This is a genomic window from Jejuibacter sp. L23 (assembly GCF_050815825.1).
Lineage (GTDB): Bacteria > Pseudomonadota > Gammaproteobacteria > Enterobacterales > Enterobacteriaceae > Jejubacter > Jejubacter calystegiae.
Genome location: NZ_CP138199.1, coordinates 2,299,052 through 2,311,881 on the forward strand (window position 1 = coordinate 2,299,052; position 12,830 = coordinate 2,311,881).

Below are 12,830 nucleotides of genomic sequence, written 5' to 3' on the forward strand. Positions count from 1 at the left end.
AAACACTATGTTAAGTATTAAAGATTTGCACGTAAGCGCGGAAGATAACCCGATTCTGCGGGGCCTGAATCTGGAGGTCAAACCGGGGGAGGTGCACGCCATTATGGGGCCGAACGGCTCCGGCAAAAGCACCCTGTCGGCGACGCTGGCAGGCCGCGAAGATTACGAGGTGACCGGCGGCGAAGTGCTGTTTAAGGGCAAGGATCTGCTCGCACTCGATCCTGAAGAGCGGGCAGGGGAAGGGATCTTTATGGCCTTCCAGTACCCGGTGGAAATTCCGGGCGTCAGTAACCAGTTTTTCCTGCAGACAGCGTTGAACGCGGTGCGTGAATACCGGGGGCAGGAACCGCTTGACCGCTTTGATTTTCAGGACCTGATGGAAGAGAAGATCAAGCTTTTGAAGATGCCGGAAGATCTGCTGACCCGTTCGGTTAACGTCGGTTTTTCCGGCGGTGAGAAGAAGCGTAACGATATCCTGCAAATGGCGGTGCTGGCGCCTTCGCTATGCATCCTCGATGAATCCGACTCCGGGCTGGATATCGATGCCCTGAAAATTGTGGCGGATGGGGTGAATTCCCTGCGTGACGGTCAGCGTTCATTTGTGATCGTGACCCACTACCAGCGCATTCTGGACTACATCAAACCTGACCACGTACACGTGCTATATCAGGGGCGCATCGTGAAATCCGGCGACTTTACCCTGGTGAAACAGCTGGAGGAGCAGGGCTATGGCTGGCTTACCGAACAACAGCAGTAACGCGCTACAGCAGTGGCACCATCTGTTCGAAAATTCGCAGACCCGCAGTCCGGAAGCCGGGCAGCATATGCAGCAACTGTTGCGCCTGGGGCTGCCGACCCGTAAGCACGAAAACTGGAAATACACCTTTACGCCGCTGGAAAAACTGCTGGCCCACCGTTTCGTGCTGCCGCAGGGCGAATTCCTGACGGAGCAGCAGCGAGATGCACTGGCGTTGAACATCGATGCCATCAGGCTGGTCTTTGTCGACGGGCGTTACTGCGAGGCGCTGAGCGACGAACTGAGCGGCAGCGGCTATGAGATTACGGTGAACGATCGGCGTCAGGGATTACCGGTGGCGGTTCAGCCGGAGATTTTCCTGCACCTGACCGAAAGCCTGGCAGGCGAGGTGACCCATATCCGGGTTCCCCGCAATACGCGGCCGGAACGGCCTCTGGTGCTGATGCATATCAGCCGCGGTCTGGACGGCGATGAGATGAACACGGCGCACTATCGTCACCACCTGACCCTGGAACAGGGGGCGCAGGCGCAGGTGATCGAACATTACGTTAGCGCCGATGACCGGCCCCACTTTACCGGCGGGCGTCTGACCATACAGGTGGCCCCGGCGGCCAGTCTGCGCCACGCTAAACTGGCCTTCGAAAACCCACAGAGCTACCACTTCGCTCACAACGATCTGTGGCTGGAGAGCGATGCCAGCGCGACCAGCACCAGTTTCCTGCTGGGGAGCGGCCTGGTGCGCCATCACACCAGTACCCGGCTGGAAGGCGAAAATATTACTCTGCGTCTTAACAGTCTGGCGATGCCGGTTGGTAGCGAAGTGTGCGACAGCCGCACCTGGCTTGAGCACAACCAGGGCTGGTGCAACAGTCGTCAGTTGCATAAAACCATCGTCAGCGACCGGGGCAGAGCGGTATTTAACGGTCTGATAAACGTGGCGCCCCACGCCGTTAAGACCGACGGCCAGATGACCAATAACAACCTGCTGCTGGGCAGGCTGGCGGAGGTAGACACCAAACCGCAGCTGGAAATTTATGCCGACGATGTGAAGTGCAGCCACGGCGCCACCGTGGGCCGCATCGACGACGAACAGCTGTTTTACCTGCGCTCGCGCGGTATTCACCGCCAGGCTGCCCGGCAGATGATTATTCACGCTTTTGCCGCAGAGCTGACGGAAGCCATCGACGATGAAGCGCTTAAGCGCCAGGTTCTGGCCCGGATCGACCAGCGTCTGGCGGGGGGGCAGTCATGAGTTTCTCAATCGAACAGGTGCGAGCGGATTTCCCGATCCTGACGCGTGAGGTCAACGGCCAGCCGCTGGCCTATCTGGACAGCGCCGCCAGCGCCCAGAAGCCGCTGGCGGTGATAGAAGCCGAGGCGGATCTTTACCGCCATGGCTATGCGGCGGTACATCGCGGTATCCATACCCTAAGCGCTGAGGCGACGGAGCGTATGGAAAACGTACGTGCCGGGGTGGCGCAATTTATCAACGCCCGTTCGGCGGAAGAGATCGTCTTCGTGCGCGGTACCACCGAAGGCATTAACCTGGTGGCAAGCAGCTGGGGCAACCAGGCGGTAGCAGCGGGGGATAATCTGATTATCAGCGCCATGGAGCACCACGCCAATATCGTCCCCTGGCAGATGCTGTGCGAACGGGTCGGCGCCGAACTGCGAGTGATTCCGCTTAATCAGGATGGCACCCTGCAGCGGGAACGCCTGGCGAGTCTTATCGACGAGCGTACCCGTCTGCTGGCGATGACCCAGGTGTCGAACGTGCTGGGGACCGAAAACCCGGTGCGGGAGATGATAGCCGAAGCCCGGGCTGCCGGTGTGAAAGTGTTGGTGGACGGTGCCCAGGCGGTGATGCACCATGCGGTGGACGTGCAGGCGCTGGACTGCGATTTTTATGTTTTCTCCGGTCATAAGATCTACGGTCCTACCGGTATCGGCGTGCTCTATGCCCGGCAGGATATTCTGCAGGCGATGCCGCCCTGGGAAGGGGGCGGCTCGATGATCGCCACCGTCAGCCTGAGCGAGGGCACGACCTATACGGGAGCCCCCTGGCGTTTCGAGGCCGGTACGCCCAACACCGCAGGGATTATCGGGCTGGGGGCGGCGCTGGATTATGTCTCGCGTGTGGGTCTGGACGAAATCGAACAGTACGAAACCACGCTGATGCGCTATGCGTTACGGGAATTGCAGGCCGTGCCGGACCTGACGCTCTACGGGCCTGGGGATCGACGCGGGGTCATTGCCTTTAATCTGGGGCAGCATCACGCCTATGATGTTGGCAGCTTCCTGGATAACTACGGGATTGCGGTACGTACCGGTCATCACTGCGCCATGCCGCTGATGGAATTTTACCAGGTTCCGGCCATGTGCCGTGCCTCTCTCGCCATGTACAATACCGAAGAGGAAGTGGACAGGCTGGTGGCCGGTCTGATCCGCATCCACCGTCTTTTGGGTTAACAGGGAGGCCAAGATGGCTGCTATGCCGGACAAAGATAAGCTGCTGCGAAACTTCAGCCGCTGTGCCAACTGGGAAGAGAAGTATCTCTATATCATCGAACTGGGTCAGCGTCTGACGCCGCTCAGTGACGAGGCCCATAACCCCGGTAACATTATCCAGGGCTGTCAGAGCCAGGTATGGATTGTGATGGATCAGACGCCGGATGGCGTGATCCAGCTACGGGGCGACAGCGATGCGGCTATCGTTAAGGGATTGATAGCCGTGGTGTTTATTCTCTATCACCAGATGACGGCGCGCGATATCGTTGAATTCGATGTGCGCCCCTGGTTCGAGAAGATGAATCTGGCCCAACACCTGACCCCGTCGCGCTCCCAGGGACTGGAAGCAATGATTCGTGCAATTCGCGCGAAAGCCGCCGCGTTGGCCCCGACTCTCAACTAAACTTTCAGATAACAGCTTTCATTCTGTGGATGCGGGGCAGGGAACCCTTCCCCGCGCTTTTTCTGCATTCCGGCACGTTGCCGGTGAGGTGTTCAGTATGAAACGCGCGTTATCTCTCTCTATTACTGGGGTGCTGTGCGCACTGGCGTTCGCCCCGCTTGCTGTTCACGCCGTCGACTATCCGCTGCCGCCGCCCGGCAGCCGACTGATCGGCCATAATCAACGCTACATCATGCCCGACAACGGGAAGAACCTGGAGTACGTGGCGGATAAATTTGGTACCGGTATTCTGCTGTTGCTGGAGGCGAACAATAAAGTCGACCCGCTGCTGCCGAAGGCGGGCAGCGAAATTACCATCCCATCGCAAATGCTGCTTCCGGACACCCCCCGTGAAGGCATTGTGATTAACCTGGCGGAGCTCCGGCTCTATTACTATCCGCCAGGCCAGAATAAAGTAGAGGTTTACCTATCGGCATTGGCCAGCTTGGTCGTGAAACGCCTGAAATGGTAACCCGCATAAGTCAGAAAATCCCTAATCCAAGCTGGACGCCGACGGCCAATATTCGGGCGCGTTCAGAGGCCCAGGGAATAAAACTACCGGCGGTGGTTCCTGCAGGGCCAAATAATCCTCTGGGGCGCTACGCATTACGCCTTGAGAAAGGCGGCGGGGAATATTTAATTCACGGGACTAACGTACGGCGTAGCGTCGGTCAGCGGGTAAGCTCTGGCTGTATCCGCCTGCGTTCCGAGGATATCAAAGCGTTATTTTCGAAAGCGGCCTGGGGGACCCGGGTTCAGATTATTAATCAACCGGTGAAATATTCCGTTGAGCCGAATGGCCGACGCTATGTGGAAGTACACCAGCCGCTGTCGACCAACGACTGGGATAACCCACAAACGGCGCCAATCGCCATTAGCGCCAGCTTCGGGCGCTTTATAGATGACGGACGCAGCGATCGCGGCGCAGTAGATAACGCCATGACCCGGCGTGCTGGCTATCCGGTTGAAGTGTCGGGCGCTGTATCGCCTGTGCCTTCGACGGCACCGATTCAGAGCGCGCACAACGCCCCCGAAGCCCGGAGCGAAGGACTACTGTCCGGGGTTCAGTAATGGGCTGTTACCGGATGTAACCTTAGCGCTTTTTGGGGTAGTGTAATGCGATGGCGACACAGAGCGCCTGAGCGGCACGTTACGCAACGTAGCCAGAGCGATATGGACTTGGATTAAAAGAGACCAGAATGCTGACAGAACGCGTTTGAGGGGCAAGGGAGCAATGTTAAAGCAAAGGGCGGGATAGCAGGCAAAAAAATGGCGCACAGTGTGCGCCATTTTTATTACAGGTACTCTTACTTACGGTAAGAATGAGCCTGGTTGTCCAGACGCTGGTTAGCGCGAGCTGCGTCGTCTTTAGCAGCCTGAACGTCAGAACGCATTGCGTTCACGTCGTTGCTCAGCTGGTCAACTTTAGCGTTCAGAGTCTGAACGTCAGAAGACAGCTGATCGATTTTAGCGTTGCTGGAGCAACCAGCCAGCAGAGTAGAACCCAGGATTACCGCGCCCAGTACCAGTTTAGTACGATTCATTATTAATACCCTCTAGATTGAGTTAATCTCCATGTAGCGTTACAAGTATTACACAAAGTTTTTTCGCTTGAGAATATTTTTTTTGTGCTAATACGCTTAAATTTGATCGTTCGCTCAAAGAAGCAGCGAATTGCCGCAAATTGCTAAAAAGTCTGAGTTAAAAACGGGGAACTTCATCGGATTCATCTTAACTTTAGTCTGGCTTAAATAGTAAAAGCCGATTTGATTTTTTATTGATAGCGACTACGCAAAGTAAAAAAAATAAAACAAGGCGCCGGATGGCGCCTTGTGAGATTTACGGATGCGCGTTTTATTACAGCACGTGTACCGAGGCGGTATTGGTGGTGCCGCTCGGTACCAGCGCCCCGGAAACCATCACGACCACGTCGCCCTTATGGGCCAGGCCGCTTGCCAGCGCGGCTTCCTTACCCAGACGGTAGAAGTCGTCGGTAGAGGCGATGGACTTGACCAACTGTGGGATAACGCCTTTGCTCAGCACCAGCTGACGGCAGGTGATCTCATTGGTGGTCAGCGCCAGGATGTTAGCGTTCGGGAAGTACTTGCGGACTGACTTCGCGGATTTACCGCCTTCGGTCGCGACCACGATCAGCGGCGCTTCCAGATTTTCAGCCGTTTCTACCGCACCGCGGCACACGGCTTCGGTGATACGCAGTTTACGGCTGCTGTTGGCGTGATCGAGACGGGTATGCATGACGCGATCGGTACGTTCGCAGATGGTCGCCATGATGGAAACGGCTTCCAGCGGGTATTTACCCTTGGCGGATTCGCCGGACAGCATGACGGCATCGGTACCGTCGAGGATGGCGTTCGCCACGTCACCGGCTTCAGCGCGGGTCGGACGCGGGTTTTTGATCATCGAATCCAGCATTTGGGTGGCGGTGATAACCACTTTACGGGAACGGATGCATTTCTCGATCATCATCTTCTGCGCGAAGATGACCTCTTCAACCGGGATCTCAACGCCCAGGTCGCCACGGGCAACCATAATGCCGTCAGAGGCATCCAGGATTTCGTCGAAGTTGTTCAGGCCTTCCTGATTTTCGATTTTGGAGATGATCTGGATATGATCGCCGCCGTGGGCCTGCAGATGTGCTCGGATCTCTTCAACGTCGGAACGTTTACGAATAAAGGAAGCCGCCACAAAGTCGACGCCCTGCTCACAGCCGAAGATCAGATCTTTTTTATCTTTTTCCGCCAGCGCTGGCAGGGCAATGGAGACGCCCGGCAGGTTTACGCCTTTGTTCTCGCCCAGGTCGCCGTTATTCAGCACTTTACAAACGACTTTGTTGCCCTCGATAGCGGTAACTTCCATACCGATCAGGCCATCGTCAACCAGAACGGTGTTGCCGACAGAAAGATCGCTGGTGAAGCCTTCGTAGGTAACAGCGACGGTGTCGCTGTTGCCGACCACGGATTTATCGGTGGTGAAGGTGAAAGTCTGACCGGCTTTCAGGGAAACATCGTTACCGCCTTCCAGCTTCATGGTGCGGATTTCCGGACCTTTGGTGTCCAGAAGAATAGCGGCGGATTTACCGCTTTTTGCTACGACGTTACGCAGATTTTTAATACGCTGGCCGTGCTCCTCGTAATCCCCGTGGGAGAAGTTGAGGCGCATGACGTTCATGCCTGCTTCCAGCAGCTTGGTTAACATCTCTTCAGATTCGGTTTTCGGACCGATGGTACAAACGATTTTGGTCTTTTTCATGACAGTCTTAGTCTTAAGTTGTGAAGGATGGGGAATTTAAGTTCCGGCTGCGGTGACCGCTGAAACGGCAACCGGAAACGGTATTTCGATAAACGTTGAGCCACATCCACAAGAATAGGTGACAGAAGCAGAGCGTGCAGAAGAAAGTGTCCGGGCGTTGGTGAAGGTCGCCGGAGGTTGGCTCGGGTTGTCATCTGGATGCAGTTCAAAAAGCTGAAACCATTCAAGTTCAATTTTCGCCTAGTATAAGCCAGATGTTGGGGTAAAAGGAATTAAAAACAGCGTTTCATTCTGCTGCAAGCGCAGTTTTGCGGCAATTGCCGGGTTCCGGGCAAAAAAAGCAATCGGAAAGAGGCGGGTTTTTCGGCGTTCTGACCGGTTCTGTTCGAACAGAAATCCGGTGGTGAAGATTTGACCATTGGCCATGAGGGTGTATGATAACCAATATCATGCATATCACGCATGTGGAGGTAGACGATGAGTGATAAAACTCAGGCACTGGTCCCGGCTTCTGACAGCGGTTATCCGAAATTCTCCAGACTGAATGGCGAAGAGCTGCGTCAGTTAAAAACCGGGAAGGGCAGTCACTATTTGGTGATGGAGTTACCCGATGCGCTGGCGGACTCCGGCCAGGAGCGGGTATTGCAGCTGGCGCTGGAAAGCGCGCTGCGTCTGGCGGCCTCTTTGAGTGGCGAAGCGCCGCGGGTTGCGATCCAGGCCTCGCCCCGAACATTGCCGACAGCCAGCGCTGACGATGCCCAGGCGCGGCTAAGCGAACGTATTCTGCGTGAATCAGAATGGCTGACGGCCCGTGATATTTCGATACGCGCCGGACTGGCGCTCTCTAATCCGAGCGCGGCCCCTAATCGCTGGAAGGCGAAAAAACGGATTTTCGCGCTATCGGTGAATGGGCGTGATTACTACCCGGCTTACGGACTGGATGAAGGCTATACGCCGTTGCCGGTGATGGCCAGACTGATAGCTCTGTTTGGCGAACGAAAAACGCCCTGGGGAATGGCTGTCTGGCTGGGGTCAGATAATAGCTGGCTTGGCGGGCGCAAGCCGAAAGATCTGCTGACATCGGAGCCCGAAGCCGTTTGCCGGGCCGCTCAGGCAGAGATTCAGGGACCGGTGCATGGCTGAAGGAAGGCCCGCCTCCCTGATTCCGCTACCCGGCCATGATACCCGGGTAAAGACCGGCGTCTGGGATGCCGGACGCCCGCTACACCGTATTCACTCTTTGCGTTTCGGCGCCAGCCAGTTTAACCCTGGTCTGGGCGATGCCCGCTTCAGCCCACTGCGCGACGCTCAGGGGCTTCCTGTCTCCACCCTATATGCCGGGGCTTCGCCCGATGTTGCCATTATGGAGACCCTGTTTCACGATCTGCCCCAGCACAGCGATGGGGCCCCTTTCGACCTGGCACGATTAGGCGGTCTGGCCTGGTCGCGGCTGATTCCGTTACGGCCGTTGACCTTGATTATGCTGACGCCGATGACCCTGCGTCGCCTGGGCATCAAACGTTCACAACTGCTGGACAGTGATGCCAGTCAGTACCCCATCACTCGCCTGTGGGCGCTGGCGCTGTGGCAGCAGAATCCCACAGCGCAGGGACTGTGCTGGTCGTCACGCCAGCACGGCGACGAAGCGCTGATGCTATTCGGCGATCGCGTGGCCCAGCGGCAGTTTGACGTCGAGGTGGCATCCCGACCGTTGATTCAGTGTGATGAACTGCTGGAGCGAGTCGAGACCCTGGCGGATGAGATGGGGGTCGTGTTACTGCCGCCGGGTGGAGGATATGGATAATAGGCTGGTTAAGTGTTGTGGCACCACGCGACAGGCACTTTGCCACTAAGCACGGCCAGGTCGCCATTGGGTTGACGGGCAATCTTATACTGGATGACGCGATTCTCTTTATAGAAGAAAGCATTAATTAACTGGCCCATCAGTGCATCATCGACTTCGTCGTAATTTTCACGAATTGCTTTGACCGATTGCATCAGGTAGCTTGAGTTGGCTACTTTAAAATTAAACATCATCTGTCGATTTAACGCCAGATGCCTGCCTTGCTCGTCCTTCACTTCACCGCTCATGACAATTACCCCCTGTTTTCCATTGAATGCCATACGAACAATGGCCTTCATCGAGAGTTCTTTTTGGTTGGTATAGTATTGTGAGCTACACGAAAAGTAGCGTTTCTGATAATATCGGTAAGCCATCATTAATGAACCGAATAAGATCATTGCCATAATAATAATGATAATTTTCTTGCTCATGAGGATTTAAACCCCCGGATCACGTGTGAAATACAGAATGGATCTTTACTGCTTATCGATGCAGTACAGGAGAGTACCGAGGCTGAATGAAGAATAGGGTAGGCAGTGATATAGGTATAAGGGTTATGTTGACAGTCAGTGCGTATCGCTGCGAACACGTTCATATGAGTCTTAGATTCCTGAGCATCCTTATTGATATAAATCCGACAGCCGTTCTGTTCCTGATGGAAGATGAAATTCTGTGCCAGAGAGGCCCCGGGAAATATGGTGTTGTCGAGTATGAACAGTGTGATGGCGAAGATGATGAATAAGGTGCCGTACAGGAGCAGGGAGCGACGGTTTTCGAGTTTTAGCTTCCAGTAACGTGATTTTTCCCCGACAGCTTTGGTCGTTGCCGTCATTTTTTGCGCTATATCAGTGGGCTCTGCCGCTGCTGTTAGATCCAGAGGGGCAATATCCAGGTCTCTATCCAGTCGAAACCCTCTACGCGGCACGGTAACCACCCAGCTATTACTGCGTTCGCTGACGCTTTTTAACGCCCGGCGGAGTAAAGATATGTTCTGATAGAGATTGTTGGGGGTGGCAGAAATAGCATTCTCCTCCCAGACAAATTCGAATAGCTCACTTTGCGTTACCAGTTCCCTGTTTTTTATCAGTAATAATAAGCAGCGAGTGGTCGTTGGTGATAGCACAGCTCGTTGTTGTTTACTCTTTCGATTAGTCAGCAGATTTTCATCAGGATGAAACTCCACACATTCACCTAACAGATAACCAACACACATTTTTGTTCACCAGTTGTAAGTAACGAAACCTTAAACGCGGCCTTCCTTATAACTAGCATAATAAATGCAACTTGTCTGATGATGCAATTTGTTTAAGAACTTTCTTGGTTTTTCTGTGTGTTAATTGTTCAATTTTATCTTTTTGTTGCAATGTCATAACCATTTCTCCCTGGTTACTGCAGTATCGTTAATCGGAAAAATTAACTTTTAGCGATCTTTGTTAAAAAATGCTTTTTTAGTAAGTCAGTTATGGTGTGAAACTCTTTTTTATCTTAATCGGGCTTCTTAATTATTAAGGGGTGTTCTTGTAACTATATGATTTTAATTGAAAAAATTTATAATTTTCTTAATGTGAGCTCTTAAAGAAATAAAGTTTTTTAATAAAGCGTTTCAAATTGCCTGGCGATGAGAAGTGGATATTATCTGGTTCAGCCCCCCATGGTTTAGGGGAGAGGGTAGTGAAATCATCTAATATTTGCGTATAAAACAATGTAAAGTCTTTATTGTTTTTTTAAATGATTTCTTAGGGAATTTTCCTTGTATGTTGTTTTTATGTTAATGAAGTGGATGGATTTTGCTATTGAATAGAATTAAAATCCAATTTTTTATAATAAAATAGGCTTAAATTTTGATGGGTTTTCTGAGGGGGTTATTTATTTAGTTTTGAACGGCAATCTGTATTATAGGTACTGCCGGAATGTCTATCCTGACAACGCCAGATCTTCATATTTTCTTCGAATGGAAATGTCTTTATGGGAAGAGAGCTTATTGGCTACTACATAGGAAACAATGTTCAGTTAGAGATTGCTCATAGAAAGATAAGTAACTTTGACTCGAAATCCCGCCCAGGGAACTCTTTTATCCTCAGGGAAACTATGATGCGATTGTTCTTATATCTACTGGAGTATGGAAATGAAAAGATCGCAACAAATGAACAGATACTTTATCACGTATGGGATTTGCATGGTTTAAAGTCATCAAATCAACGGTTATGGCAGGTGATTCAGGCTTTGAAACTGCGACTTGTTGCCCTTGGTGTGCAACATGACTTCATTATGCGTATTGAGACCTTCGGTGTTAAAGGTTATACCTTGAAGTCTGAATTAATCAGACCGTTCTACTTTTACCACGATAATTGTTCACAGATCGAACGTTAATGCCTAAAGGAAGATGGTATATGAAAGTATTCGTATTATCTGAAAACTTCTTCTTTAGCTTTGGGTTGATATCGATACTTCGCAGGGCGGGATATGATGCATATGGATTAGAGCCTGATGATGGGCTGAATACTCTGTGGAGCTTCTGTAGCTTACCATTTATTGTGATTGTTGATATTAATGAACGTCAACGACTGGAGAGTATGTTAAATAACATTCTTCTTGACAGGGCGTATTTGTTTTTCATCACTGACTATGATGGTGCTGTGCTTGGTTCCGACTATTTTGATATTTTTATTCCGCGCAAAATATCCTGTGCTGGTATTGTTAATCGCTTAAATCTGTATAAACCCAGGGGGAGGTATTATTGTAATCTTTCTGAACATGAAAAGATTATTATTCAATTGTTGGTTGATGGCCGGTCACCTTATTTAATTTCGAAACAACTTAATCTTTCTGTGAAGGCGGTATCACGGCACAAGATTAATGCGTTGAATAAATTGGGTATTTGTCGTATGAACAGCAAGTCATTACTTTTTGCGAGTGAGTATATTGATCGAATACGGCTTTTGTTCAGTGTTTATAACAATCGAGTCGTCAGCTGTATACGCTGACTAATAACATTTTTTGTCATTATAAGGGAATAAGGTTATGATGGCTCCCGGGAAAGCTATCCGCAATATATTGTCACTATTACTCCTTTCGGGTATTACCTTTTCTGGTAATAGCGCAGCTGCTTTTAATGAGAGTGTTAATGGTACTCCATGGAAAATGGATGTGCCTGCTTTACCTTCTCAGTGGAAGAGTGAAGATGCGCGTGCCCGGGTAATAATTTTTCGCCATCAACAGCAGCATCAGCGGTATGCATTGTTACCCCTGAATGTTTATATCAATAAATATTATCATGCCAGCCTGTTTCCTGAGCACCAGGCAGTGGGACTTTCCCTGTGTCCGGGTAAGAGTTCTGTGATCATTGTGCCAGGTAACCGTAAAAAGGGCATTGTCGGGTATGAGCAGAACCCAGAAGTGATGACACCTGAACTTCAGGCCGGAATGACCTATTTCTATCAAATTTCGATGGAGGACTCCGGGGATATTATCGGACGCTGGATGGATTCCGAACAGTCAAAGAAAGAGTTAGCGAATATTGATATTCAGGCTCATACCTTGTCCCGCGTAATCACCGGGGATAACTGCCCATCAGGACTTTATACCATTAGCGAAGCCGCATTGTTCAACCTTGATCAATATCGTGCGGAGAATCTGCAGCCAGATGTGATAAAGAAAATTAATAAACTGGTAGCGACGATAACTTCCGACTATCGGCAGATCAGCAAGGTTATCGTTATTGGGCATGCCGACCCGGTTGGTAATGAGCAGCATAATCAGTCTCTCTCTGAGTTGCGAGCTAATACCATTATGACCCGGTTAATTGCGGCGGGAATTCCTGCGGATATTATTTCTTCCCGAGGGGTTGGGAGCCGGGAGTCGACAGTTTTAAATTGTAATGAATATAAAGGTGGCGAGGCGGTCAGTCAGTGTAATCAACCCAATCGCCGGGTTGATGTGCAGGTTTATGGTATCAGAGAAAAATAACACTAACTAAATGCTGGTTGAAAGTGTACGTGGCTAAGAATGCG

At 51.6% G+C, this 12,830-nt stretch carries 13 protein-coding genes and 1 pseudogene; 10 read left to right on the forward strand and 4 right to left on the reverse strand.

Features of this window, described 5'->3' with window-relative positions; genetic code table 11:
• Window positions 1-7: 7 nt before the first annotated feature.
• The 5 genes and pseudogenes from sufC to ldtE all read left to right on the forward strand — a co-directional run bounded on the left by sufC (window position 8) and on the right by ldtE (window position 4,778).
• The gene (gene sufC / locus SCU88_RS10630) at window positions 8-757 is read left to right on the forward strand and encodes a Fe-S cluster assembly ATPase SufC (protein WP_175342176.1); all 750 of its coding nucleotides are present in this window, start codon (window positions 8-10) and stop codon (window positions 755-757) included.
• Window positions 729-2,009, forward strand: coding sequence for a Fe-S cluster assembly protein SufD (sufD, locus tag SCU88_RS10635; protein WP_175342175.1), 1,281 nt, complete (start codon window positions 729-731; stop codon window positions 2,007-2,009). Before sufC ends, sufD begins: the two co-directional genes overlap by 29 nt.
• Entirely contained in the window at window positions 2,006-3,226 is a 1,221-nt protein-coding gene (gene sufS, locus SCU88_RS10640) for a cysteine desulfurase SufS (RefSeq protein ID WP_175342174.1), read from the forward strand. The genes sufD and sufS overlap by 4 nt, the downstream gene beginning before the upstream one ends.
• 13 nt (window positions 3,227-3,239) lie before the next feature.
• The gene (gene sufE, locus SCU88_RS10645) at window positions 3,240-3,668 is read left to right on the forward strand and encodes a cysteine desulfuration protein SufE (RefSeq protein ID WP_175342173.1); all 429 of its coding nucleotides are present in this window, start codon (window positions 3,240-3,242) and stop codon (window positions 3,666-3,668) included.
• A 97-nt stretch (window positions 3,669-3,765) separates the two neighbouring features.
• Window positions 3,766-4,778 (forward strand): annotated as a pseudogene (gene ldtE, locus SCU88_RS10650) (L,D-transpeptidase LdtE).
• A gap of 236 nt (window positions 4,779-5,014) precedes the next feature.
• Here the strand turns inward: ldtE and SCU88_RS10655 are convergent.
• Window positions 5,015-5,251: a major outer membrane lipoprotein gene (locus SCU88_RS10655; RefSeq protein WP_002908860.1), complete on the reverse strand. Its 237-nt coding sequence runs from the start codon at window positions 5,249-5,251 to the stop codon at window positions 5,015-5,017.
• A gap of 313 nt (window positions 5,252-5,564) precedes the next feature.
• Entirely contained in the window at window positions 5,565-6,977 is a 1,413-nt protein-coding gene (pykF, locus tag SCU88_RS10660) for a pyruvate kinase PykF (RefSeq protein ID WP_175342172.1), read from the reverse strand.
• 477 nt (window positions 6,978-7,454) lie between these two features.
• On the opposite strand from pykF, the gene SCU88_RS10665 reads away from it, so the two are divergent.
• Both SCU88_RS10665 and SCU88_RS10670 read left to right on the forward strand, forming a co-directional pair.
• Window positions 7,455-8,120, forward strand: a complete 666-nt coding sequence (locus SCU88_RS10665) for an antitoxin Xre/MbcA/ParS toxin-binding domain-containing protein (RefSeq protein WP_175342171.1) — start codon at window positions 7,455-7,457, stop codon at window positions 8,118-8,120.
• The gene (locus tag SCU88_RS10670) at window positions 8,113-8,781 is read left to right on the forward strand and encodes an RES domain-containing protein (protein WP_175342170.1); all 669 of its coding nucleotides are present in this window, start codon (window positions 8,113-8,115) and stop codon (window positions 8,779-8,781) included. The genes SCU88_RS10665 and SCU88_RS10670 overlap by 8 nt, the downstream gene beginning before the upstream one ends.
• An 8-nt stretch (window positions 8,782-8,789) precedes the next feature.
• On the opposite strand, the gene SCU88_RS10675 is transcribed toward SCU88_RS10670, so the two are convergent.
• A complete protein-coding gene (locus tag SCU88_RS10675; protein WP_175342169.1) occupies window positions 8,790-9,251 on the reverse strand; it encodes a hypothetical protein in 462 nt (153 codons plus the stop codon).
• Window positions 9,248-10,033, reverse strand: coding sequence for a winged helix-turn-helix domain-containing protein (locus tag SCU88_RS10680; protein WP_175342168.1), 786 nt, complete (start codon window positions 10,031-10,033; stop codon window positions 9,248-9,250). The genes SCU88_RS10675 and SCU88_RS10680 overlap by 4 nt, the downstream gene beginning before the upstream one ends.
• Window positions 10,034-10,785: 752 nt before the next feature.
• Here SCU88_RS10680 and SCU88_RS10685 point away from each other — a divergent pair.
• From SCU88_RS10685 to SCU88_RS10695, 3 genes are read left to right on the forward strand one after another with little or no spacing between them, the layout of a single operon-like run.
• The gene (locus SCU88_RS10685) at window positions 10,786-11,190 is read left to right on the forward strand and encodes a hypothetical protein (protein WP_175342167.1); all 405 of its coding nucleotides are present in this window, start codon (window positions 10,786-10,788) and stop codon (window positions 11,188-11,190) included.
• Between the two features lie 20 nt (window positions 11,191-11,210).
• Entirely contained in the window at window positions 11,211-11,804 is a 594-nt protein-coding gene (locus SCU88_RS10690) for a LuxR C-terminal-related transcriptional regulator (protein ID WP_175342166.1), read from the forward strand.
• 37 nt (window positions 11,805-11,841) lie between these two features.
• The gene (locus tag SCU88_RS10695) at window positions 11,842-12,786 is read left to right on the forward strand and encodes an OmpA family protein (RefSeq protein ID WP_175342165.1); all 945 of its coding nucleotides are present in this window, start codon (window positions 11,842-11,844) and stop codon (window positions 12,784-12,786) included.
• Window positions 12,787-12,830 lie beyond the last annotated feature (44 nt).

Excerpts from the sequence above, each read along its gene's own strand:
- sufD (WP_175342175.1), top strand. The coding sequence starts at position 729 with ATGGCTGGCTTACCGAACAACAGCAGTAACGCGCTACAGCAGTGGCAC.
- SCU88_RS10690 (WP_175342166.1), top strand. The coding sequence starts at position 11,211 with ATGAAAGTATTCGTATTATCTGAAAACTTCTTCTTTAGCTTTGGGTTG.
- SCU88_RS10655 (WP_002908860.1), bottom strand. The coding sequence starts at position 5,251 with ATGAATCGTACTAAACTGGTACTGGGCGCGGTAATCCTGGGTTCTACT.
- SCU88_RS10685 (WP_175342167.1), top strand. The coding sequence starts at position 10,786 with ATGGGAAGAGAGCTTATTGGCTACTACATAGGAAACAATGTTCAGTTA.
- SCU88_RS10670 (WP_175342170.1), top strand. The coding sequence starts at position 8,113 with ATGGCTGAAGGAAGGCCCGCCTCCCTGATTCCGCTACCCGGCCATGAT.
- sufE (WP_175342173.1), top strand. The coding sequence starts at position 3,240 with ATGGCTGCTATGCCGGACAAAGATAAGCTGCTGCGAAACTTCAGCCGC.
- SCU88_RS10680 (WP_175342168.1), bottom strand. The coding sequence starts at position 10,033 with ATGTGTGTTGGTTATCTGTTAGGTGAATGTGTGGAGTTTCATCCTGAT.
- sufC (WP_175342176.1), top strand. The coding sequence starts at position 8 with ATGTTAAGTATTAAAGATTTGCACGTAAGCGCGGAAGATAACCCGATT.
- SCU88_RS10665 (WP_175342171.1), top strand. The coding sequence starts at position 7,455 with ATGAGTGATAAAACTCAGGCACTGGTCCCGGCTTCTGACAGCGGTTAT.
- sufS (WP_175342174.1), top strand. The coding sequence starts at position 2,006 with ATGAGTTTCTCAATCGAACAGGTGCGAGCGGATTTCCCGATCCTGACG.
- SCU88_RS10695 (WP_175342165.1), top strand. The coding sequence starts at position 11,842 with ATGATGGCTCCCGGGAAAGCTATCCGCAATATATTGTCACTATTACTC.
- SCU88_RS10675 (WP_175342169.1), bottom strand. The coding sequence starts at position 9,251 with ATGAGCAAGAAAATTATCATTATTATTATGGCAATGATCTTATTCGGT.
- pykF (WP_175342172.1), bottom strand. The coding sequence starts at position 6,977 with ATGAAAAAGACCAAAATCGTTTGTACCATCGGTCCGAAAACCGAATCT.